At 66.8% G+C, this 21,966-nt stretch carries 17 protein-coding genes and 1 tRNA gene; 13 read left to right on the forward strand and 5 right to left on the reverse strand.

Features of this window, described 5'->3' with window-relative positions; genetic code table 11:
- Positions 1-17 precede the first annotated feature (17 nt).
- Positions 18-440, forward strand: coding sequence for a hypothetical protein (locus RAH39_RS10760; RefSeq protein ID WP_306590102.1), 423 nt, complete (start codon positions 18-20; stop codon positions 438-440).
- On the forward strand, positions 437-1,075 hold the full coding sequence (locus RAH39_RS10765) for a 3'-5' exonuclease (RefSeq protein WP_306590103.1): 639 nt from the start codon (positions 437-439) through the stop codon (positions 1,073-1,075). The genes RAH39_RS10760 and RAH39_RS10765 overlap by 4 nt, the downstream gene beginning before the upstream one ends.
- A 74-nt stretch (positions 1,076-1,149) precedes the next feature.
- Here RAH39_RS10765 and RAH39_RS10770 read toward each other — a convergent pair whose 3' ends face one another.
- Both RAH39_RS10770 and RAH39_RS10775 read right to left on the reverse strand, forming a co-directional pair.
- Positions 1,150-2,550, reverse strand: coding sequence for a hypothetical protein (locus tag RAH39_RS10770; protein WP_306590104.1), 1,401 nt, complete (start codon positions 2,548-2,550; stop codon positions 1,150-1,152).
- A gap of 126 nt (positions 2,551-2,676) precedes the next feature.
- Positions 2,677-2,847: a hypothetical protein gene (locus RAH39_RS10775; protein ID WP_306590105.1), complete on the reverse strand. Its 171-nt coding sequence runs from the start codon at positions 2,845-2,847 to the stop codon at positions 2,677-2,679.
- A gap of 57 nt (positions 2,848-2,904) precedes the next feature.
- Between RAH39_RS10775 and RAH39_RS10780 the strand changes: the two genes are divergently transcribed.
- Both RAH39_RS10780 and RAH39_RS10785 read left to right on the forward strand, forming a co-directional pair.
- A complete protein-coding gene (locus tag RAH39_RS10780) occupies positions 2,905-3,474 on the forward strand; it encodes a hypothetical protein (RefSeq protein ID WP_306590106.1) in 570 nt (189 codons plus the stop codon).
- 127 nt (positions 3,475-3,601) lie between these two features.
- On the forward strand, positions 3,602-3,982 hold the full coding sequence (locus tag RAH39_RS10785; RefSeq protein ID WP_306590107.1) for a YraN family protein: 381 nt from the start codon (positions 3,602-3,604) through the stop codon (positions 3,980-3,982).
- Here the strand turns inward: RAH39_RS10785 and RAH39_RS10790 are convergent.
- Positions 3,897-4,502, reverse strand: a complete 606-nt coding sequence (locus RAH39_RS10790) for a MerR family transcriptional regulator (RefSeq protein ID WP_306590108.1) — start codon at positions 4,500-4,502, stop codon at positions 3,897-3,899. The genes RAH39_RS10785 and RAH39_RS10790 overlap by 86 nt on opposite strands.
- 20 nt (positions 4,503-4,522) lie before the next feature.
- Positions 4,523-5,008 (reverse strand): hypothetical protein, encoded by a 486-nt coding sequence (locus RAH39_RS10795; protein ID WP_306590110.1) that lies wholly within the window; start codon positions 5,006-5,008, stop codon positions 4,523-4,525.
- A 132-nt stretch (positions 5,009-5,140) separates the two neighbouring features.
- Here RAH39_RS10795 and flhA point away from each other — a divergent pair, with 132 nt between their 5' ends.
- From flhA to RAH39_RS10835, 8 genes are all read left to right on the forward strand, one after another.
- Positions 5,141-7,240 (forward strand): flagellar biosynthesis protein FlhA, encoded by a 2,100-nt coding sequence (gene flhA, locus RAH39_RS10800; RefSeq protein WP_306590111.1) that lies wholly within the window; start codon positions 5,141-5,143, stop codon positions 7,238-7,240.
- A gap of 10 nt (positions 7,241-7,250) precedes the next feature.
- A complete protein-coding gene (gene flhF / locus RAH39_RS10805; RefSeq protein ID WP_306590112.1) occupies positions 7,251-8,564 on the forward strand; it encodes a flagellar biosynthesis GTPase FlhF in 1,314 nt (437 codons plus the stop codon).
- A complete protein-coding gene (locus RAH39_RS10810) occupies positions 8,561-9,433 on the forward strand; it encodes a MinD/ParA family protein (RefSeq protein ID WP_306590113.1) in 873 nt (290 codons plus the stop codon). Before flhF ends, RAH39_RS10810 begins: the two co-directional genes overlap by 4 nt.
- A 13-nt stretch (positions 9,434-9,446) precedes the next feature.
- Positions 9,447-10,358, forward strand: a complete 912-nt coding sequence (locus RAH39_RS10815) for a FliA/WhiG family RNA polymerase sigma factor (RefSeq protein ID WP_306590114.1) — start codon at positions 9,447-9,449, stop codon at positions 10,356-10,358.
- Positions 10,359-10,361: 3 nt separating this feature from the next.
- Positions 10,362-11,378 (forward strand): flagellar motor switch protein FliM, encoded by a 1,017-nt coding sequence (gene fliM / locus RAH39_RS10820; protein ID WP_306590115.1) that lies wholly within the window; start codon positions 10,362-10,364, stop codon positions 11,376-11,378.
- Between the two features lie 3 nt (positions 11,379-11,381).
- Positions 11,382-12,305 (forward strand): flagellar motor switch protein FliN, encoded by a 924-nt coding sequence (gene fliN / locus RAH39_RS10825; protein ID WP_306590116.1) that lies wholly within the window; start codon positions 11,382-11,384, stop codon positions 12,303-12,305.
- A gap of 199 nt (positions 12,306-12,504) precedes the next feature.
- On the forward strand, positions 12,505-14,337 hold the full coding sequence (gene glmS, locus RAH39_RS10830; protein WP_306590117.1) for a glutamine--fructose-6-phosphate transaminase (isomerizing): 1,833 nt from the start codon (positions 12,505-12,507) through the stop codon (positions 14,335-14,337).
- Positions 14,338-14,610: 273 nt separating this feature from the next.
- Positions 14,611-14,685: transfer RNA gene (locus RAH39_RS10835), tRNA-Val, on the forward strand.
- A 464-nt stretch (positions 14,686-15,149) separates the two neighbouring features.
- On the opposite strand, the gene RAH39_RS10840 is transcribed toward RAH39_RS10835, so the two are convergent.
- The gene (locus tag RAH39_RS10840; protein WP_306590118.1) at positions 15,150-17,759 is read right to left on the reverse strand and encodes a zinc-dependent metalloprotease; all 2,610 of its coding nucleotides are present in this window, start codon (positions 17,757-17,759) and stop codon (positions 15,150-15,152) included.
- A gap of 203 nt (positions 17,760-17,962) precedes the next feature.
- Here RAH39_RS10840 and RAH39_RS10845 point away from each other — a divergent pair, with 203 nt between their 5' ends.
- Complete coding sequence (locus RAH39_RS10845; protein ID WP_306590119.1) at positions 17,963-21,907, forward strand: RCC1 domain-containing protein; 3,945 nt, start codon at positions 17,963-17,965, stop codon at positions 21,905-21,907.
- Positions 21,908-21,966 lie beyond the last annotated feature (59 nt).

The following is a 21,966-nucleotide window of genomic DNA, read 5'->3' on the forward strand; positions in this document are numbered from 1 at the left end:
AATGCTAATCTGATGTCATGACGAAGACTTACTACGCCGGCCAGGACGTCGATGCACCCTGCGGCCGCTGCGGCGGGGAGACCCGCCACCAGATCCTGACCGTCACGAACGGCGTTCCGGAACAGCTCATCTGCGGCAATTGCCGCTCCGTCCACAAGTTCCGCGCGGCGCGGCCCGAGCCCCTGCCCCGCTCGCCCCGGATCCCCGCGGCGGCCAAGGCCGGTGGTCCCCGCCCGGGTTCGCTGTTCTCCCAGTTCCAGGAGGTCATGGCCCGCGAGCAGGGCGGCGCGCTGGCCCGCCCTTATTCCGTGGCGACCCGCTGGGAAGAGGGCGCGTGGATGGACCATCCCAGCTTCGGCCTAGGCCGGGTCCAGCGGCGCGTGGGACGGAAAGTGGACGTGCTGTTCAGGGATGGGCTGAAGACCCTGATCAGCGCATGATCCAGGAACCGCTCCTCGAAACCGGATCTCCCGCCCTGCGGGAACTGCGGTTCGCGGTGCTCGATCTGGAGACGACGGGCGGCAGCCCCAAGAGCCGGTGGAACAAGGAGGGGCGGTTTATCCGGGCCTCCGAGATCACCGAAGTGGGCGTGGTGGGCCTGTCGGGCATGGTCGTGGAGGACCGGTTCTCCAGCCTCGCTGCCATCGAGGGCTTTCTGCCGGAAGAGATCCAGCGCCTGACGGGGATCAGCCTCCCCATGCTGGCGGGCGCTCCGCCCTGGGAACAGGTCGCCCTGAAAGTGGCGCCCCGGCTGGAGGGCCGCGTGTGGGTCGCCCACTACGCGCCCTACGACGGCAGCTTCCTCAAGGCCTGGCTGCCCGAGGGGATCTGGCGCCGCCACCGGCTGATCTGCACCCGCCTCCTCGCCAAGGAACTCCTCCCCGAGCTGCCCAAGCGCAGCCTGGCCGACGTCTGCGCCCACCTGGGGATCACCAACACCCGCGCCCACCGCGCCCTCCAGGACGCCGAGGCCACCGCCGAAGCCCTGCAATGCCTGATCCAGCGCGCCGAAGACCGGGGACTGGACGGAGAGGCCTTCCTCCGCCTGGGCGAAGTGGCCTGGAACAAGGTCTGATCGCGCTTCAACCGAAGGACAGGACTCACCGCCAAGGTTCCTCTGGGCGGTGAGTCCTGTCTGCGGAGGTGAACTCAGTTCCAGCGGTTGGCGTAGATGTGGCGGATGCCGCTCGCGTCCTTCTGGTACCACGTGGCGATGGCCGATCCGGAGCTCGAGACCTGGACGGAAGGGGCATAGGCCATGCCGGCGTCGCTCGTCTCCAGGAGGCGCGCGGAATCCCACCCCCGCGTGACGTCGAAATGGGCGCCGAAGATGCTGGCCACGGAACCCACGTTCTGGTTCCACACCAGCGCTGCGGAGCCCGCCGCATTGACGTGGAGCGCGAGGCTTCCGATCTCCCCCGATTGCGTATCGAGGGGCTGGGTGGAGGCCGTCCAGGCCCCCGATGGCGGGCGGCTGGCCAGATAGATGTCGTTCCACGACCCAGCGGAGTACTGGAGCCAGGCGCCGTAGGCGTAGCCCGTGGCGTCGATGCCCACGCGCGGAACGTCGCCCGCGGCCGTGGTCATGGGCGACGCCGCGCTCCACACGCCGGTCGCGGGGTTCCACACCCGGGCGTAGGGGCGGTAGTCGCTTCCGTTGACGCTCTCAGCCCAGCCCAGCACCGCGCCGCCGGCGCTCATGGCGAGTGAACAGCCGTAGGCGTCATCCCGACTTTCCAGGCCCACCTGGAGGCTGGGGATAGGGCCCGCCTGCCAGCCCTGGCTGCGGCGGTAGAGGGCGGCGCACACCGCCGCAGGGCCACTCTCCACATCGACGGCGCGATTCCATGCGACGAACCCATTCCCCGCCGGATCCATCGCGGCGCAGGGGACGTAGTTGTTGGTGGAGGAACTGGTCCCCAGGATCGTGGGCGCCGACCAGAAGCCGGTGCCGGCGTCGAAGCGGGTCGCCTGGATTTCGTAGTAGCCGGAGGCGTTCTGCTGGTGCCACGCCACGATGGCGTTTCCGGAACCGTCCGCCGCCACCGACGGGTAGGCGGCTGCCGCCGTCCCTGTGCTCACCTTCAGGGGGCCGCTCCACCCCGAGCCCGGGACGTAGCGGTTCACGTACACGGCGGTGGATCCGACGACCGGCGTCTGTTCCCAGGCCACGAAGAAGGCCCCATTCCCGCTGACGGTCACCACCGGATAGGCCGCGTCGCCGTCCAGGGATTCGATGGTTCCCTCCGGCTGCCACCCGGTGCCCGGTTGGTAGACCTTCGCCCAGATATCGGCCGGGCCGCCCAGCGTCCGGAACCACACCACCAGGGCGCGGCCGGAACCGTCCACGGCCACCTGGGGGTTGTAGGAGTCGAAGAGAAGGTTGGTCTCCAGCACCTGGGCGGAGCCCCAGGAACCGGCCGTCGCCGGGGGCGGCACCACTGCGGCCCCGCCGCCTCCCCCCCCTCCGCCGCAGGCCAGGGCCGCGAGCAGCGCGGAGCCCGCCGCCAGACGGCGCAGGAACTGGGAAAAGGAAAGCGGGATGGGCACGGGTCCTCCGGAGCGCCCGCGTCCGGAATCAAGGCGCGGAGACGGGGGCAACCTCGGAACCTGGACTGTCGGGGTGGGGCGAGGAAAGCGTAGCATTCTCCCCCAAAGCCCTGCGGAGCAACCCCGTCAGCCGAGGGCCTTCTTGGCTTTTTCCGCGGAGGCCTGGGAATAGTAGGCGCACACGCCCTTCTTGGCGTCCGGCGCGATGCCCGCGGCCTTGAGGGCGTCCTTGAACTTCTTCTCCGGCACGCCCAGTTCCTTCGCCCAGTTCACCGCCGTCTTAAGATCGTCCGCCACAGGACCCTCCCCCCGGTCGAGCGCCGGTCCGGGAATGGTAGCGCTAGACTTCCCCCCATGGACCTCTCCCGCTTCCTCGACCTCGTCCGCACCCAGGGCTGGCAGGGATGGTCCCTGTGGCTGGTGCTCATGGCCCAGGCCCTCCTGTGGGTGGGGCTGGTGCGCCTCCAGCTCTCTCTTCACCGGGAGGAGGCGCCCTGGGAGGAATGCGTCGGCAAGATCCGCTCCGCCTTCCTCCGCAAAGTGAACGGCGAGGAGGAGATCCAGGAACTGAAGGTCCACCGCTACGCCCCCCTCGTGGATCAGCTCCTGGCCCTCCATTTCGCGGAACAGAAGAGCGACCGCTTCGACCGCTGGCTGCTTCTCCGCTGGAAGGCCAAGGAGGGGTTACGCCCTTTCTGGATCCGGTGGGGCCACCTGGTGATCGCCTTCGGCGCCGTGGTCTGGTACCTCCAAGGCCTGCGCCTGGACCTGGGCACCGACGCCCTCAAGCGCACGCCCGTCGATCCCCGCCTGCTGTGGGTCTGGCTGGGCTACGCCATGCTGCTCGCCTGGAAGATCGTCCGCCTCCAGGGCAACCTCGAACGCGTCCAGCGCAGCCTGCTGCTGCCGAGGCGGGAGGAATAGTCCATGGCGGGAAAGATCCACCACCAAGGCACCAAGACACCAAGGACAGACAAGGAAGAGACCTTTGCTTTTCTTGGTGTCTTGGTGCCTTGGTGGTGGTCCGTTTCAGTCTTGAAGGCTCATCCTCATGCCCGCGTCTAGGCGCGGGGAAGCCGCCCGACGGCTGGGACTGCGCGTCGAACGGCTGACGCTGTGGCTGATGTGGGCTCGGGGCTGGGATCTGGTGGCCTGGCGGCGGAAGGTGGGTCGCTATGAACTGGACCTGCTCCTGAGCCGGGGACCGGAGTTGCGCCTGCTGGAGGTGAAAGCCCGCCGCCCCGGAACCTGGGTGGGCGCCGACACCGCCCTGGCGCCGGAACAGCGGCTCCGCCTTCAGCGGGCCCTGCGGACCTGGCTGGACCGGGTGCCCTGGCCGGGAACCGTCAGCTTCCAGCGGGTGAGCTGGGCGGGCTGGCGCTGCCGCCTCCATCCGGCGGAACGGTGGGACGCCCTGAAGCTTCCCCGCTGAGGGGACCCGCCGAGGCCGCGCGGATCCGCGCGATCTCCTCCTCCGAGAGCCCCAGGAAGGCCAGGAACCGCTGATGGCGCAGGGGATCCGCCGCCTCGAAGGTGGCATGCCAGCGGTCCATGTCCGCATCGGTGAAGCCCGAGGCCCGGAGGAGGGCCACCCAGGTGGCCTTGTCCAAGGCGGGCTCGCCCAGCAGGTCCGGATTCCGCAGGAAACCGCCGATCACCCGCTGCTGGCCGCGGAGGCGCCGGATCTCCTCATCCAAGGTGCGGAGGCGGCCTTCGAGGATGCCCGCCACCGCCCGTTCCGGCCCGTCCAGCAGGCGGCGGATCTCCGCGAGGGGCACGCCGGCCCGGCGGTAGGCGCAGATCCGCTCCAGCCGGACCTCCTCGGCTTCGCCGTAGCGCCGGTAGTCCTTGGCGCTGCGGCTCCCGGGCCGGAGGAGGCCGATGCGGTCGTAGTAGAGGAGGGCGCTCCGGGACAGGCCGAACCGCCGGGCGAGGGCGCTGATGGTGGGCATGGGTCACTGTACTTCCCGGATCAGGGCGCGCCCACCAGGCACGCTCCGGTCCGGAGGAAATGGGCGAGCTTGGCCTCCAGCGCCGCCAGTCGGGCCGGCAGGGCGGCCAGGTACTCCCGGTGGAACCCTTCCCGGGTGGGATCGAGGGCCGTCAGGGTGTAGGTCCAGCTCACGCGGGACCCGCCCGTCTCGGCCTCCAGGGCGATGTCCAGCACCGTGACGAGGGAGCCTGGGGCGTACACCACGAATTGCACGGCGGCCGGAGGCTCGTGGCGGCTCACGGTCCAGACCCATTCGGAGCCGTCGGGCCCCGGGCTGGTGAACACGGCACCGGGCTCGGCCAGGCCGCTAACGGAATGAAGCATCCGGGCGTCCCAGCCTTCCAGCCATTCCCGCTCCCGGACGGGGCACAGGAGCGGGAACACGGCCGAAGGGGGATGGGCCAGATGCATGACGTGGGTGCAGGACAGGCGCAGGGCGGCCTCGGGCACGGGCGCTTCGATCATCGGTCTCTCCAGGGGATCCTTCCCCGGAGCCCAGCCTCGGGGGTGAAGCCGTGGTCGGGTCAAGCGGGTCTAGGTCAGGGGGCCCCCGCCCGCTTTGGCACACCCCTCGCCCCGCACCCTCCGGGTGTCGGTATGTTGACCTTCCTGGACCGCTTGCTTCCGTTCATGGCCCGCCTGTCGAGGCGGTCGGATCTGGCTGCGCCCGTCTTCGTGATGGTCGTCCTGGTGGTAATGGTCCTGCCGCTGCCGGCGTTCATGCTGGACCTGCTCATCGTCCTGAACGTCACCCTCAGCCTGCTGATCCTGATGGTGGGGATGTACGTCCCCAAGCCCAAGGAATTCAGCTCCTATCCTTCGGTCCTGCTGGTCATCACCCTGTTCCGCCTGGCCATCAACGTGGCCACCACCCGGCGGATCCTGCTCTACGCCGGGGACCAGGGCGCGGACGCCGCCGGGCACATGGTGAAGGCCTTCGGCCAGTTCGTGGTGGGCGGGAGCTACGTCATCGGCCTGGTGGTGTTCCTGATCCTCCTGGCCATCCAGTTCCTGGTGATCAACCACGGCGCGGGCCGCATCGCGGAAGTGACCGCCCGCTTCACCCTGGACGCCCTGCCCGGCAAGCAGATGGCCATCGACGCCGACCTGAACGCCGGCTACATCGACGAGCAGGAAGCCCGCAAGCGTCGCAAGGATCTGCAGGAAGAAGCGGGCTTCTACGGCGCCATGGACGGCGCCGTGAAGTTCACCCAGCGCGACGCGGTGGCGGCCCTGATCATCCTGGCCGTCAACATCGTGGCGGGCATCCTGCTCGGCGTGATCCAGTACAACCTGCCGGTGTCCCAGGCCCTGGAGGTCTACACCCTCCTGACGGTGGGCGACGGCCTGGTGACGGTGATCCCCAGCCTGCTCATCAGCGTCGGCGGCGCCATCCTCACCACCCGCAGCGGCAGCGACGCCACCGGCCTGGGTAGCCAGGTCCTCGGCCAGTTGGGCGCGGACCACCGGCCCCTGGCGATCGCAGCCTCCGTCCTGCTGCTCTTCGGGGCGGTGCCCGGCCTGCCGCTGTTCCCCTTCTGGGCCATGGCCGCGATCTTCGGCGTGATGGCCTACGCCACCTGGAAGCTGCCCAAGCCCTCCGCCGTCGCCGCCGAAGCTGCCGCCGCGGCCGAGAAGGCCAAGGCCGCGGCGGCCGACACCTCCGAAAAGGTGGAGGGTCTCCTCAAGGTGGATCCCCTCGGGCTGGAAGTGGGCTACAGCCTCATTCCCCTTCTCGACGTGAACCAGGGCGGAACGGTCCTGGAGCGAATCAAGGCCGTCCGCCGCCAGATGGCCCAGGAACTGGGGATCGTCGTCCCCCCCGTCCGCATCCGGGACAACCTGCAGCTCCCTCCGCACACCTACCGGCTGCTGCTGCGGGGCGAGGAGATCGCCCGCGCGGAGCTCCAGCCCGGCCAGTTCATGGCCATGAACCCAGGCACCGCCACCGAGGATCTGACGGGCACGTCCACGACGGAACCCGCCTTTGGCCTGCCCGCCTACTGGATTCCGGACGCCCAGCGCGATCGGGCGCAGATGCTGGGCTACACGGTGGTCGAGCCCGCGACGGTGCTCACCACCCACCTCTCCGAACTCATCAAGCAGCACGCCCCCGAACTCCTGGGACGGCCGGAAGTCCAGCACCTCCTCGACACCCTCAAGGAGAGCACCCCCAAGCTGGTGGACGACCTCATCCCCAATGTGGTGAGCGTCACCACGCTGCAGAAGGTCATGCACAACCTGCTGCGGGAGCGGGTCCCCGTCCGCGACCTGGGCCGGATCCTGGAGGCCACCGCCGACGCCGCGACCATGACCAAGGACCTGGGCTTCATCACCGAGTACGTCCGCCAGGCCATGGGCCGGGTGCTCACCAGCCCGCACCTGTCCGACACGGGAGAGCTGGGCGTCCTGGTGCTGGATCCCCAGATCGAACAGGCCCTCCAGGGGGGCATCGAGCAGACGGACCGGGGGAGCTTCCTCGCCCTGGAACCGGGCCGCACCCAGGAACTGCTCTCCCGGATCGCCAACGGGATCGCGTCCCTCCTGCCCGGCGCCCAGCCCGTGCTGCTCACCAACCCGGTGGTGCGCCCGCACCTCCGCCGCCTGCTGGAGCGCGCCCTGCCCCATCTGGTGGTCCTGAGCCACAGCGAGGTCCCCATGGACGTCCGCGTCGTCAACCTCGGCACCGTGTCGTGAAGGCCCATCCATGCGCGTGAAGACCTTTGAAGCCGGATCCATGCAGGACGCCCTGGATGTCGTGAAGCGCGAGATGGGCGAGGAGGCGTTCATCCTCTCCACCCGCACCCGCCGCCGCCCCTCGGCCTTGGGCCTTGGGGAGGAAGCCGTCATCGAGGTCACGGCGGCGGTGGACGAAACGCCCGCCAAGCCGTCCGTTCCCGCCCATCCCGCCCCGCCCCTCACCTACGGGCTGCGGCCTCCGCTGGAAGCGGCTGCTCCGAAACCCGCGCCTCCGGCCCGTTCCGCCGCCCGCTCGGGACCGCCCCCCGCTCCGCCTTCGCCGCCGGCCCCGCCCATGGACCTGCAGCCCCTGCGCCGGGAGCTGCTGGAGATCAAGGGCGCGGTGGCGGCCCTCAAGGACAACGACCAGCGCAACACCTCCATCCTGAAAGAGCTGGATCAGATGAAGTCGCTGCTCAACCGCATCCAGCGGCAGGGCATGCCTCCGGCCCAGCTCCAGCTTCCCTCCAGCCTCCTGGAGCTGTACGGCGATCTGGTGGCCAACGACGTGGAGCCCCTGGTCGCCCTCCGGCTGTGCGAGTACGCCCAGCGCGCCCTGGTGGACCAGGACGGCGACACGGCGGCGGGCGTGGTCGATGCCGAGCGCGCGCGCCTGTTCCTCCGCCGGGTGATCGCCGACTTCATCCCCGTCGCGCCCCCCATCCAGCTCGATCCCGGCAAGATGCGCGTGGCCGCCCTGGTGGGCCCCACGGGGGTGGGCAAGACCACCACCCTCGCCAAGCTGGCCGCCTACGCCCAGCTCCACCTCAAGCAGAAGGTGGCTCTCCTGACCCTGGACACCTACCGCATGGCGGCAGTGGACCAGCTCCAGCAGTACGCCCAGATCCTGCAGGTGCCGCTGCACGTGGCTCTGACGGTGGAGGACCTGCGCAGCGCCCTCCGCTTCTACCAGGACCGGGCGCTGGTGCTGATCGACACGCCGGGCCACAGCCCCAAGGACACCGAGACCCTGGGCCAGTTGCGCGGCCTGCTGGACGAGCTGCCGGAGGTGGAGACGCACCTCGTGATGTCGGCCACCACCAAGCCCCGCGACCTGACCGAGATCGCCGCCCGCTACGAGCCCCTCCACCCGACGCGGCTGCTGTTCACCAAGCTGGACGAGACCTCCACCTACGGTCCCATCCTCAGCACCCTCGTGCGGGTCAAGCGGCCCCTCAGCTACCTGGGAACGGGCCAGGAAGTGCCCGAGGCCCTGGAGCTGGCCACCAGCCGCCGCGTGGCCGACCTGATCCTCCCCGCTCCCGTGAAGGAGGCCGAATGAGCAGCGACCAGGCATCCCGGCTCCGCAGCCTCGCCCAGAAGCAGCGCCCCGAAGCGCCCCTCTTCTCCGCCCGGGTCCTCGCCATCACCTCCGGCAAGGGCGGCGTGGGCAAGACCAACGTCGTCGCCGGCCTGGCCCTGTCGCTCGCCCAGAAGGGCCAGCGCGTGGTGGTCATGGACGCGGACTTCGGCCTCGCCAACCTGGACATCCTCCTGGGCCTGTCGCCGAAGTACACGCTCGAGCACGTCCTCCGCGGAGAGAAGGTGCTGGAGGAGATCCTTCTCGACGGCCCGCTGGGGGTGCGGATCATTCCCGCCAGCAGCGGGATCCAGGAACTCACTCGCCTCGACACGATGAGCGAACTGCGGCTGGTCCAGGGTCTCCAGCGGGTGGCGGAAACCGCCGACTGGCTGCTGATCGACACCGCCGCGGGGATCCACGATTCCGTCATCAAGCTCCTGATGGCGGCGCAGGAAGTGATTCTGGTGACGACCCCCGAGCCCACCAGCCTGGTGGACGCCTACGCCATGGTGAAGGTCCTGCACCTCCGCGACGCGTCGAAGCCGCTGTGGCTCCTGGTGAACAACGGCCAGAGCGCGGACGAGGCGCAGGAGACCATCGAGCAGCTCCAGGCCGCCACCGAGCGGTTCCTGGGGAAGCAGCTCCGCGTGCTGGGCATGGTCCCTTCCGATCCCCACATCCTGCAGGCGGTGCGCCAGCAGCGGGGCGTGGTGGACCTCTTCCCGCGCAGTCCGTCCGCCCAGGCCTTCCAGACCCTGGCACGCCAGCTGCAAGGGCAGGTTTCCTTGCAGCCCGATGGCTTTGCGGCATTCTGGAGGCAGCTCGCTTCGGATGAATCCGCCCTCTAAGGAGCTTTCCCCCATGTCTTTCCCGCCGGATCCGTCCGCCGTGCCCCTCCCGCCCCGCGGGCCCGAGGGCGTGCGCGGCGTGGAATCCGCGCCCGCCGCCCTCCGCCCCTGGGCGGCCCTGGCGGCGGCCAAGGCCTATGGGAAAGGAACGCCCGTAGCACCTGCGGCTGCCGCTCCTCCGGCCTCCGGGGAGACGGATCCTCCCGAAGTCTTCGACCGGGAGAACCGCGAGCAGCTCATCAAGGACTACGTCCCCCTGGTGAAGTTCGTGGCCCATCGCGTGGCCTCGCGCCTGCCCTCCCACGTGGAGCTGGACGACCTCATCAACAGCGGCATCCTCGGCCTGATGGACGCCATCGAGAAGTTCGAGCCGGCCCGCAACATCAAGTTCAAGACCTACGCCGAACTCCGCGTGAAGGGCGCCATCCTCGACGGGCTGCGCGACCTCGACTGGGTTCCCCGCAGCCTGCGCCGCAAGAAGAAGGACATCGAGAACGCCTACCATCTCCTGGAGCAGCAGCTGGGCCGGGCCGCCACGGACGAGGAGGTCGCGGTCCATCTGGGCGTGCCCCTGGAGGAGCTGCACAAGAACCTGGACGAGTTGAAGGGCGTCACCCTCGGCACCTTTGTGGAGGTCGGCGAGGACGGCGAAGGGGAAAGCCTCATCAGCTTCGTCCCCGATCCCGACGCGGAGGATCCCCACCAGACGTTCCAGGCCACGGAGATCAAGGACATCCTGCGGACGGCCATGGACGTGCTCCCCAAGAAGGAGAAGTTCGTCGTGCAGCTCTACTACTTCGACGAGCTGACCATGAAGGAAATCGGGACCCTGCTGAACATCACCGAGTCCCGGGTATCCCAATTGCATACGAAGGCCATGCTGCGCCTCCGGGGAAAACTTCTGGAGAAGCACATCGAAGGGTGAGCCGTGGCCAAGATCCTGAGCCAAGAAGAAGTCGATGCGCTACTTAAGTCCCATACCCGGTCCGGTCCGAAGAGCGGCGGCGGGTCGGGAGGGGAGCGCGGAGGCGCGCCATCCCAGGCAAAAAAGGCCCAGGCCCAGCGCAAAGTCACCCTCTACAACTTCCGCCGCCCGGACCGGGTGAGCCGGGAGCAGATGCGGTCGCTCCACTTCATGCACGACCGCTTCGCCCGGAACTTCTCCAGTTCCCTCAGCGCCTACCTCCGGACCATCACGGAAGTGAACCTGGTGAGCGTCGAGCAGCTCAGCTACCAGGAATTCCTGCTGTCGGTACCCGATCCCACCTGCTTCAACGCCATCTCCATCAAGCCCCTGGAAGGCGCCCTGGCGCTGGAGGTGAACCCCACCCTGGTATTCCCCATCATCGACAAGATGCTGGGCGGACCCGGCGAGCCGCTGAAGCAGCTCCGCACCATGACCGACATCGAGCAGAGCATCTTCGACGGCGTCCTCAAGCTCGTCCTGGAGGACCTGCGCGAGGCCTGGCGCGGCATCGTGGACCTGGATTTCCGGATCCAGGCCCGGGAGACCAGCCCCCAGCTCATCCAGATCGTGGCGCCCAACGAGGTGGTCCTGCTGGTGGTCTTCGAGGTGAAGATGGGCCCCGTGAGCGGGATGATCAACCTCGCCATCCCGAGCATCATCCTCGAACCCATCTCCAGCAAGTTCGACCAGGAGATGTTCACGGGCTACAAGAAGTCCTCCACCTTCGAGGAGGCGCGCCTGCTGATGGCCAGCCTCAAGCGGTGCTCCATGGAGGCCGCCGCCGAGATCCGCGGCACGAACCTCCGGATGGAGGAGATCCTCCAGCTCAAGCCGGGCGACCTGATCCCCCTCACCAAGCGGTTCGACGCGGAACTGGATCTGTGCGTGGACGGGATCCCGCGCTTCATGGGGCTGGTGGCCCTGAATCCCAACGGAAAACGCGTCTTCCAAGTGACCGCCACCCGATCGGAGGGATGAGCCATGGACGTCCAGGACACTGAACTCTTCCAGAAGGTCGGCAGCGCATTCGCCGAGAGCATGGGCTCCGTTTTCTCCATGCTCACGGGGCGCGAATTCCAGCTGAAGTCCACCCCGGGCGACAGCCTGGAAGCCGCCGGAATCGCCGCGCTGCACGGGGCGCCCACCATCCTCGTCAAGGCCAACTACCAGAAGGGCCTGAACGGCGCCCTGTTCTTCTCCCTGCCCCTCAAGGAAGGGACCATGCTGGTCGACCTGATGCTCGGCGGTGACGGCGCGTCGGCCGACGAGCTGGTGGGCGACTCGAAGGACGCCCTCGCCGAGACCTTCAACCAGGTCATGGGCAGCGCCAATCAGACCCTTTCCGACCTCGCGGGCGAGACCCTCGCCATCGCCAACGTGGACATCCTCGCCGTGGCGCCGGAAGAGGGCGCCTTCGCGGAGCACCTGGGCCAGGGCCCCTTCCAGGACGTCGCCCTCCCCACCACCCAGGACAGCCTCTCCACCACCATCCACCTCCTCCTGCCGGACCTCCTCCTGCAGCAGCTCAAGCGAAAGCTGGGCCTGGTGGAGGCCCCCGAACCGGCGGCCCCGCCCCCACCTCCCGCCGCTCCTGCCCCTTCCCCAGCCCACCGCGCCCCGGTCGCCGCCGGTCCCTTCCCCGACGCGGGCAACCTGGACCTGCTGCTGGACATCCAGCTTCCCGTGGTGGTCCGCATGGGCCAGACGGAAATGCAGATGGGCGAGCTGCTGAAGCTCACCCCCGGCGCCATCCTGGAACTCAACCGCAGCGCCGACGCACCGGTAGAGCTGCTGGTGAACGGCAAGCACATCGCCCGCGGCGAAGTGGTGGTGGTGGACGGGAACTTCGCCTTCCGCATCACCGAGATCGACAGCCGCGCCGCCCGCATCCGCAGCCTCGGGTGATGTCCTCCGGGGGTCCCGCGCTGCGCGCATACCCCCGGACCCCCGTGTTCAGCCCAGCCAAGCCGGGCTGAACTTTCATGACGGGTGGGAGACACCACACGTGTAGCGGGAGCTCCGCCGCGGGGCGTGTGCGGCCCACCACATTGGAACTGGAGGGCGGTCCCGCTAAGTTGGGGATACGCCACCTCCGGAGTCACCCATGTGCGGAATCGTCGGTTACATCGGCCAGCAGGGCGCCGCGGCCATCCTCGTGAACGGCCTGCGCAGCCTCGAATACCGCGGCTATGACAGCGCCGGCGTGGCCCTGTCGGATCCCGCCGACGGCTTCAAGATCCTGCGGGCCTCGGGCAAGCTGGCCAACCTCGCGGGAAAGGTGGATCTCGCCGATCCCACGCCCCTGGGCATCGGCCACACCCGGTGGGCCACCCACGGCCGGCCCACCGAGGAGAACGCCCACCCCCACCAGAGCGGCGACGGCCAGGTGGTGGCGGTCCACAACGGCATCTTCGAGAACTTCCTGGAGCTGCGCGCGGAATTGTCCGCCGCCGGAGAAACCTTCCGCTCCGAAACCGACACCGAGTGCTTCCCCGTGATGGTCTCCCACCTGATGAAGGGCGGCATGGGCTTCACGGAGGCCTTCCGTGAGGCCATAAGCCGGATGAAGGGCATCTACGCCCTCGCCTGCCTCCACGCTTCCGACAAGGACCGCCTGCTCGCCGCTCGCAGCGGTCCTCCGCTGGTCCTGGGTCTGGGCGACGGCGAGGCCTTCGTCGCCTCCGACGTGGTGCCGCTCCTGCCCCACACACGGCGCGTGATCTTCCTGGAGGATGGCGATCTCGCCGAACTGACCCGCGAAGGGATCCGCATCTTCCGCCCGGACGGCACTGAAGTCCAGCGCCCGGTCCACACCATCCCCTACGATCCCGTGGCGGCGGAAAAGGGCGGCTACAAGCACTTCATGCAGAAGGAGATCTTCGAGCAGCCCCAGGCCCTGTCCAACACGCTCCTGAACCGCCTGCCCCTGGACTCGGAGCCCATCCCCCTCGACTTGCCCTTCACCGAGGCGGAACTGGCGGCCCTGAACCGGATCCACATCGTGGCCTGCGGCACCAGCTGGCACGCGGGACTCGTGGGCAAGTTCCTCATCGAGCAGCTCAGCCGCGTGGCCGTCGAAGTCGACTACGCCAGCGAGTACCGCTACCGCGAGCCCGTGATCCAGCCGGGCACGCTGATCGTGGGCATCACGCAGAGCGGCGAGACCGCCGACACCCTGGCCGCCATGAAGGAGGCCGCCGCCCGCGGCGCGCGCACCCTCGCCATCTGCAACGTGATGGGCTCCACGGCCACGCGGCAGGCGGAGGCGACCATCCTCACCCACGCGGGCCCTGAGATCGGCGTGGCGTCCACCAAGGCTTTCACAACTCAGTTGGCGGTGCTCACCCTGCTGGCGCTACGCCTGGGCGAAGCGAAGGGCACCGTGGATCCCGCCCTCCAGGCCGAGCTGCTCCAGGGCCTGCGCGAGCTGCCCGCCCACCTGGAGCGGCTCAATGCCCTGGAGCCGAAGATCATCCAATGGGCCCAGCGCTGGCAGGACGCCACGGACTTTCTCTACCTCGGCCGCGGCCCCTGCTATCCCATCGCCCTGGAAGGCGCCCTCAAGCTGAAGGAGATCTCCTACATTCACGCCGAGGGCTATCCCGCGGGCGAGATGAAGCACGGGCCCATCGCCCTCATCGACAAGACCCTTCCCGTGGTGGCCCTCATGCCCCACGACGCCCACCGGGAGAAGACCCTCAGCAACCTCCAGGAGGCCGCCGCCCGCGACGGGCGGATCCTCGCGCTGGTCACCGAAGGGGACACCAGCCTGTCGAAGATCGCCGAGGACGTGCTGGAGCTGCCCGCCGTCCACCCCTGGCTGGCCCCCATCGTCTACGCCGTCCCGCTCCAGCTCCTGGCCTACCACATCGCCGTGCTGCGCGGCTGCGACGTGGACCAGCCCCGCAACCTCGCCAAGAGCGTCACCGTCGAATAGCCCGAAGTTCCAGGAAAGTCACGGCGGAAAGGGTCGATCGAGCCCACCTTCCATCCGGAGGTTTCTCCTCCGGATGGAGATTCCATGGCCACCCATCCCCTCCGCCCCCGCGACCTCGCCCACGACCCGTCCCTCGATTGGCTGCTGGCCCTGGTGGGCGCCCTCCTCGCCTGCCTCCTCTGGCCCGCCAGCCACGGCTGAATCCAGTCTTCGCACGCACGCGCTCCTCCCGCTCGACAACCGCCGCCGTTCCGCTAGAATGGGAGTTCGCGCTGGCGCGTAGCTCAGGGGTAGAGCACTACCTTGACACGGTAGGGGTCGGCGGTTCGAGACCGCCCGCGCCAACCAGAAAGAGGCCGCCGAAAGGCGGCCTTTCCCGTGCCTCCAGTCGGGCGATCTTGGACCGCCGAGAAAGTCCGGCGGGCAGGTAGGGGCCCGGCGGAGGCGCTCCAGTGGAGCGCCGGAGACGAATAGGCCCCGTGCCCAGCCGGACGCATGGTTCGAGACCGCCCGCGCCAACCAGAAAGAGGCCGCCGAAAGGCGGCCTTTCCCGTGCCTCCAGTCGGGCGATCTCGGACCGCCGAGAAAGTCCGGCGGGCAGGTAGGGGCCCGGCGGAGGCGCTCCAGTGGAGCGCCGGAGACGAATAGGCCCCGTGCCCAGCCGGACGCATGGTTCGAGACCGCCCGCGCCAACCAGAAAAAGGCCGCCGAGAAAGCCCGGCGGGCCAGGCAGGAGCGCCGGGGCCGAATCAGCCCCGCGACAACCAAAAAGGCCGCCTTCCGGCAGCCTTTTTGGTTGTCTGGAGGGGAACCTACAAACTCATCCGCGTGACGCTGGGCTTGAGGGTCTCTTCGATGGAGGCCAGGCATTCGGCGAAATGGGCCTTGGTTTCCTTGCTGTAGCCCGGCTTGGTCCCGGCGGTGCGGAGCCGGGCCGCCAGGGTTTTGAGGCCTTCCCGACTCAGGGCGCGGGCGTCCTCGGGGGTGGCTGGATTCGCGCGCAGCACCAGCCCGACCAGGTTCCGGAGGTGTTCCTTCTGGAGGTTCCGGCGCAGGGCGGGCGCCTCCTTGCCGGTCTTCAGCTCGCTCCAGATGGCGCTCTGCAGGGCCTCGAAGAGTTCGGACAACCGGAAGGCAGCCTTGGGATCGGCCATCTTGTCCGTGGCGTCGAGGATCCGGGTGGCCACGCCGGGCTGCATGAGCTGGGTCAGGACCATCCGCTGGAGCCCCAGGAGGCGGGTGCTGAGAGAGAAGTCGGGATTGAAGCCCCGCTCGAACTGATTGACCGTGAGGCGCGCCATGAACTCCGGCCGGAATGCGAACGCGTCCGCACTGAAGAGACCCACCTCCAGCAGCTTCACGGCCTCGCGCTGGCGCTCGGCGGACACGGGCGTGAACGGCGCGCGGGGGCTGCCGGCGTGATCGCGGAGATGGACGACACCGCCCACGTACTTCGCGGTGAGGTTGGCCGCAAGACCCACCTGGCCCAGTCCGCCCTCGAAGGTGCGCCGCAGAACGGCGTAGCTCTCGTCATCCTTCAGCCGCTTGTCCTGCAGGCGGTCCCACAGCTCGCGGCTGAGCTGGAGGCGCTTCTTGTAGAAGCCCAGGGGATCGGCCCCCAGATCGCGACGGTTCACCTCCGGATCCATCCCATCTATTCCCGAGTAGCCCGCCTCCTCGTCCGTGCCGTAGGCCAGCCGGGGCTCGGTGTGGCTGCGAGCGGCGATCTTCGCCAGCTCTGCTTTCTCGGATGAGGCTTCCAGGGGCTTGTAGGCGTACTCGATGGCCCAGAAGTCGTAGGGGCCGAGGGTGCTCATGACGTACTCGCCCTGCTTCTCGCCCTTCGCCGCGATGTTGAGGGCGTTGTAGTCCATCACCGACCCCGTGAGGCCGTTGGCCTTCGTGAAGGCCGCGTCCTGGAGCTGGGCGTTGGCGTAGATGGTCGACGCGCGGAAGTTGTGGCGCAGGCCCAGGGTGTGGCCCACCTCGTGGGTGATCACGTCCTTCAGCACCGCCATCACGTAGGCGTCGGCCTCGGGGCTGTCGGGCTCCAGGTCGCCACGGGCCTCCAGCAGATCCATGGCGAAGCCCATCTCCTGGCTGGCTTCGGCCTCATAGGCGCAGGCGTGGACGGCATCCTTCGCCATCGGCCGCGGCAGCTCCTCCACCACTGTGCGGCGGGGATTGCGGGTCCAGATCTCGCCCACGCCGATGTCGGCGTCCAGGATCTCGCCGGTGCGGGGATCCACGTGGCTGGGGCCAATGGCGAACCCGATGTCCGTGCCCACCAGCCACCGCACGGAGGCGTGGCGGGTGTCGTGGGTGTCCCACTCGGCGTCGGCGGGCTGGACCTTCACCTGCACCGCGTCCTTGAATCCGATCTTCTCGAAGGCCCTGTTCCATTCGAGGATCCCGGCGGTGACGGCGGGCCGGTATTTCTCGGGCATGTTGCGGTCCAGCCAGTAGACGATGGGCTGCTTGGGCTCGCTGAGCGCCGCGGCGGGATCCTGCTTCTCCAGGCGCCAGCGGTTGACGAAGCGCACCTTGGGATCGGGGTTCAGGTCGTGGGTAAAGTCCCAGTGGGTGGTGGTGAAGTAGCCCACCCGCTCGTCCGCGGCACGCGGCTGCATGGGCTCGGGCAGCTTGGAAAGACTGTAGTGGTAGCCTAGGAAGAGGCTGCGCACGTCCTCCAGCGTCCCGGGCAGGGGAGTGAACGGCATGGGCGGCGCGCCCGGCAGGGACACCGGAGGGAGGATCAGCTTCGCCAGCGCGAAGTGGGCGCTGACGCTGAACGTGTCCATGTCCGCCGTGGCCCGCACCTTGGCGAAGCTGCTGTTGGCCCTGTCGAGGGCGTAGGGCTGCCGATAGATGAGTTCCAATTGGGTGGCGGCCATGGGAATGTCCGCCAGGAAGAGCGCGTTGGCCTCCACCAGGAAGCTCTTCCGGTCGGGGTGCGGCTGGCTGAGCACCGGCGCGAAGCCCAGGAGGCTGTCGGAGAAGCCCTCCTTCACCGCCCGCGCGATGGGCGTGCCCTCCTTGGCCGTGAAATCCAGGTTCTTGGCCAGCATCTGCAAGGTGTTGCCGATGCGCTTGAACTGCACCACATGGGTGCGGTCCATCATTCCCCCGTAGAGCCCGCGCTCGCCCACCCCCTGCGTGGTGCTCACCGCCAGGAAGAAGGGCTTATCCAACTGCTCGGGCTTCAGCTCGATCCAGACCTTGTCGTCCTTCTGCCACAGCGGGAAGAGGCCGGGCAGCTCCTTGGCTTCCTTCACCACGTCGGAGAAGGGCTTCAACCCACCGGGTATCGGGAGGACGGGAGCGGGATGCTCCTGGGGCCGCGTCGCGGGCGCGGGAGTCTGGGCCACCAAGGCCAACGGCAGGGCCGCCAGAACGACGGATCGCAGGCAACGGGAAGTCATGAGAGCCTCCGAAAAGCATGAGCAAGGACGGGCCATCCTATCGCGTTACGAGGTCCGCAGCACCACCTCGCAAAAGGGTGTTAGTTATAGCCCAAAATCATTCAATGCACCATTTGGATAAAGTGATATTCTTCACTCATTCCGTAGATCACGCTTCGATCATCTTCGAGTTCCTTTACATCGATCCTCCCTTGGAGCCGGCTGTGAAATCGTTGTTCGCTCTCAGAAAAGACGCCCGCTTTCTTGCCTTCGGGTTGGCATTCGGGCTCCTCTCCTGCGGAGGAGGCGGAGGGACGGGCCCTACTCCCATTCTGGATCCCGCCATTTCCAATTTCAGCGCAGCCAAACCCCTCATTACCAAAGGTACAAGTACCACCCTTACCGCCAGCTTCAGTCAGGGGACGGGCTCGATCACTCCCGGGGTTGGTCCTGTTAGCAGCGGCTCCGCCGTCGGAATCCATCCCACGGCGGATACGACCTATACCCTGACGGTCACCAATAGCGCCTCCAAAACCGTCACCGCCACTTGCCTGGTCTCCGTTGTAGATCCTCCCATCGAGCCCACCGTCACCGCGCCTGCGCTGGTCGCGGCCAATGGAACTGGCTATGCGGCTTCAATTCCTGCTCAAGCCAACTGCATTTATGCCTGGACCATTGCAGGCGGGACCATTACCGCAGGGGCAGCGACACCTTCCATCACCTTCTCTGCCGGAGCCGGCAGCAACGTCCAGTTATCCTGTGTCGTCACGAACCAAGCAGGCACAGAGAGTTCTCCCGGCAAGGCGATTTGTGCCATCGTCGCCGAACCTTCCGCGCCGCTGTTGGCGGCACCAACCCACGTGACCCTCAACCAGACCGGTTACACAGCTTCCATTCCTCCACAGGCTAACTCGACGTATGCCTGGACCATCGCCGGCGGGACAATCATTACGGGCGCGACGAGCCCTTCTATCACATTCACCGCAGGAAATAACGGGAGCCTTCAGCTCACCTGCACTGTGACGAACCTGGCCGGCAGCGCCACCAGTGCCGCCACCTGCCTTGTCGTCCCCCCACCCACCACTCCTTCCATCGCAGCACCGTCCTTCGTTACGGCCAATCAATCGGGGTACGCGGCTTCCACATCGGCGCAGGCGGGATGCACTTACGCCTGGAGCATCACCGGCGGAACCCTTACATCAGCGTCCACGGCGCCCTCCGTCATCTTCACACCGGGAAACACTGGAATGCTCCAGCTCTCCTGCGTCGTCATCAATCAGGCTGGAACTCGGAGCGCAAGCGGAACGACCATCTGTACCACCGTCCCCGAACCCGTGGCACCTGCGATGACAGCCCCCGCCTATGTGACCGCTGGGCAAACAGGATATGCAGCATCCATTTCGCCCCAAAACGGCTGTACGTATGCTTGGACGATCAGCGGAGGCACCCTCACGTCCGATCCTTCCGCATCCACCATCACCTTTACCGGGGGAACCGCCCAGAGCCTCCAGCTTTCCTGTACCGCCACCAACCAAGCCGGAACGAGCAACAGGACAAATCGGGTTTGCACCATCGTGATTCCGCCCTCGATCGACACCTTCGCCGCCAGTGCAAGCCTCATTACCGCAGGCCGAGGTACCATCCTCTCTTCCGTCTTCCAGGACGGAATTGGAAACATCGATCAGGGCGTGGGAAATGCAATCAGTGGCGGCACTCTCAATGTAGCTCCCGGTTCCGATACCACCTATACCCTGACTGTCACCAATGCTGCAGGGACCTCGGTCCAGCGCTCCCTATCGGTTGGAGTGGTTCCCGCTCCCACCATCACCAGCTTTGCACCCAGCTCCCGATGGCTCGTGAATCGACGGCAGACGGCCGTGCTGACGGCTGTATTCAGCCATGGGACGGGCACCGTCGATCAAGGCATCGGGTCCGTCTCCAGCGGCGTGGCTTCCCCTGCAGTAGGTCCTTTGACCAGCCCCGTCACCTACACCCTCACCGTGACGAATTCGGCCGGGGATTCCATCTCAAAAACCACGAGGATCTACGGTCCAAGCCCTGTCGTGGCCGGATCCATGTCCGATTTCACCCTTTCGCTCAAAGAAGATGGTACGGTCTGGGCTTGGGGCTACAACAGAGCCGGCCAGTTGGGAGATGGATCCGTTGTGGATCGCTCTTTACCCACTCCCGTGGTGAATCTGACAGGCGTGGTAGCGCTAGGGGTGGGCCAGGCTCACGGTCTGGCGCTCAAAGCTGACGGGACCGTATGGAGCTGGGGGATCAATAGTAACGGGCAGTTGGGGAATGGAACCACTGTCGACTCTGCTGAACCTGTTCACGTATATGGGCTAACCGATGTGGTGGCCATCGCCGGCGGAGGATTCCATAGCCTCGCCTTGAAGTCCGACGGCACCGTCTGGGCGTGGGGATCCAACAGCTATGGCCAATTGGCGGACACACCATCTTCCCAGCAAAGAAATAATCCTATCCCCGTGATGGGGCTAACTGATGTGGTGGCCATCGCCGGCGGGGGATTCCATAGCCTCGCCTTGAAGTCCGACGGTACCGTCTGGGCTTGGGGAGCGAACAGCCAGGGTCAATTGGGAGATGGCACAACCATTGATCGATCCATCCCGGTAAAGGTGGGAAATCTCTCGGGAGGAAGCGTTCTCGCAGCGGGTTCTACCCATAGCCTAGCCTTGACCTCCGATGGAACGCTTTGGGGGTGGGGCTCCAATGGAAATGGTGAACTCGGCGATGGAACATGGCTCAATCACACCGTCCCAGTCCCGATGCATTCCATTTCCGATGTCGTGGCGATGAGTGCAGGCCCCTCTTACAGCATTGCCTTGACTTCCGATGGAACACCCTGGACCTGGGGAAACAACTGGTACGGTCAGTTGGGGGATGGAACGGCCACTCCCCGAAACGCTCCACAACGTGTGACGGGTTTGACTGATGCGATGGCAGTTGCCAGCGGACAAAACTACTGCATCGCTGTGAAAACGGACCGGACGCTTTGGGGCTGGGGATGGGACGCCTACGGACAGACAGGTCAGGGCGCCACAGTGGAAAGCCTCACGCCCCAACAGGTGAACCTTACCGACGTCACAAAGGTGGTTGCCGGGGCGTACCAAGCCACAGCGTGGAAGACTGATGGCAGCGTCTGGACTTGGGGATACAGTGGCATCGGGGCGCTGGGCGATGGCAACGCATCCGGGCGAAGTCAAAGCTTACCCAACCTCGCAAGCTTTCTGGTGGGCATCACAGACCGTGGGGACGGGGAGTTGCACAGTCTCGCCCTACAACCGAATGGAACGGTTTGGACGTGGGGAATGAATGACATGGGCCAGTTGGGCGATGGGACGACCATCACCCGCCCTACGCCCTTGCCTGTCACTGGCCTGACGGACGTTGTTCAGGTAGCGGGATGCGGTTATCACAGTTTGGCCCGGAAGAGCGATGGCACGGTATGGTCCTGGGGCTATAACGCATTTGGACAAGCGGGCAAGGGATCTATTTCTACTCTGAGCGACCCAGGTCCCATCAACGGATTGACAAACGTCATTTTGATCGGTGGAGGGGCTTATCACAGTTTTGCTTTGAGATCCGATGGTACCGTTTGGATGTGGGGTGCCAATGACGCAGGTCAATTAGGAGACGGAACAATGGTCGACCGCCCTACGCCCCAACAAGTCCCTGGGCTAAGTGGCGTTATAGCTGTGGCCGGAGGTTATTACCATACGCTGGCTCTGAAGTCCGATGGCACAGTCTGGGGGTGGGGTTTGAATCGATATGGGGAAGTGGGGGATGGAACCGCGATTCGCCGCCTTAGCCCGGTACAAGTAAGTGGCCTAAGTGGGGTAGTGGCATTGGTGGGAGGCCGCCAACATAGCCTCGCTCTGAAGGCTGACGGCACAGTCTGGACGTGGGGTAACAATGAGAGCGGTCAATTGGGCGATGGAACAGCTACAAACCGACTCGTTCCTGTCCAGGTGGTGAGTCTTGCTGGAGTATCGACCCTTTCCGCAGGGCTGGACTTCACGTTGGCCGTGAAAGGAGACCACACCCTTTGGGCTTGGGGTCGAGATCACGATGGAATTCTGGGGAATGGCCGTCCGTTGTTCATCCTTGCTCCGCGTCGGGTGGCTGGTTTCGAAATTCCCTAGGCGAGAAGTTGTAGACGCGCAGGAAACCACATAGAGCTGCTTCCCACAGGGGGCAGCTC

The sequence above is a fragment of the Geothrix sp. 21YS21S-4 genome (assembly GCF_030845995.1).
In the GTDB taxonomy this organism is placed as follows: domain Bacteria; phylum Acidobacteriota; class Holophagae; order Holophagales; family Holophagaceae; genus Geothrix.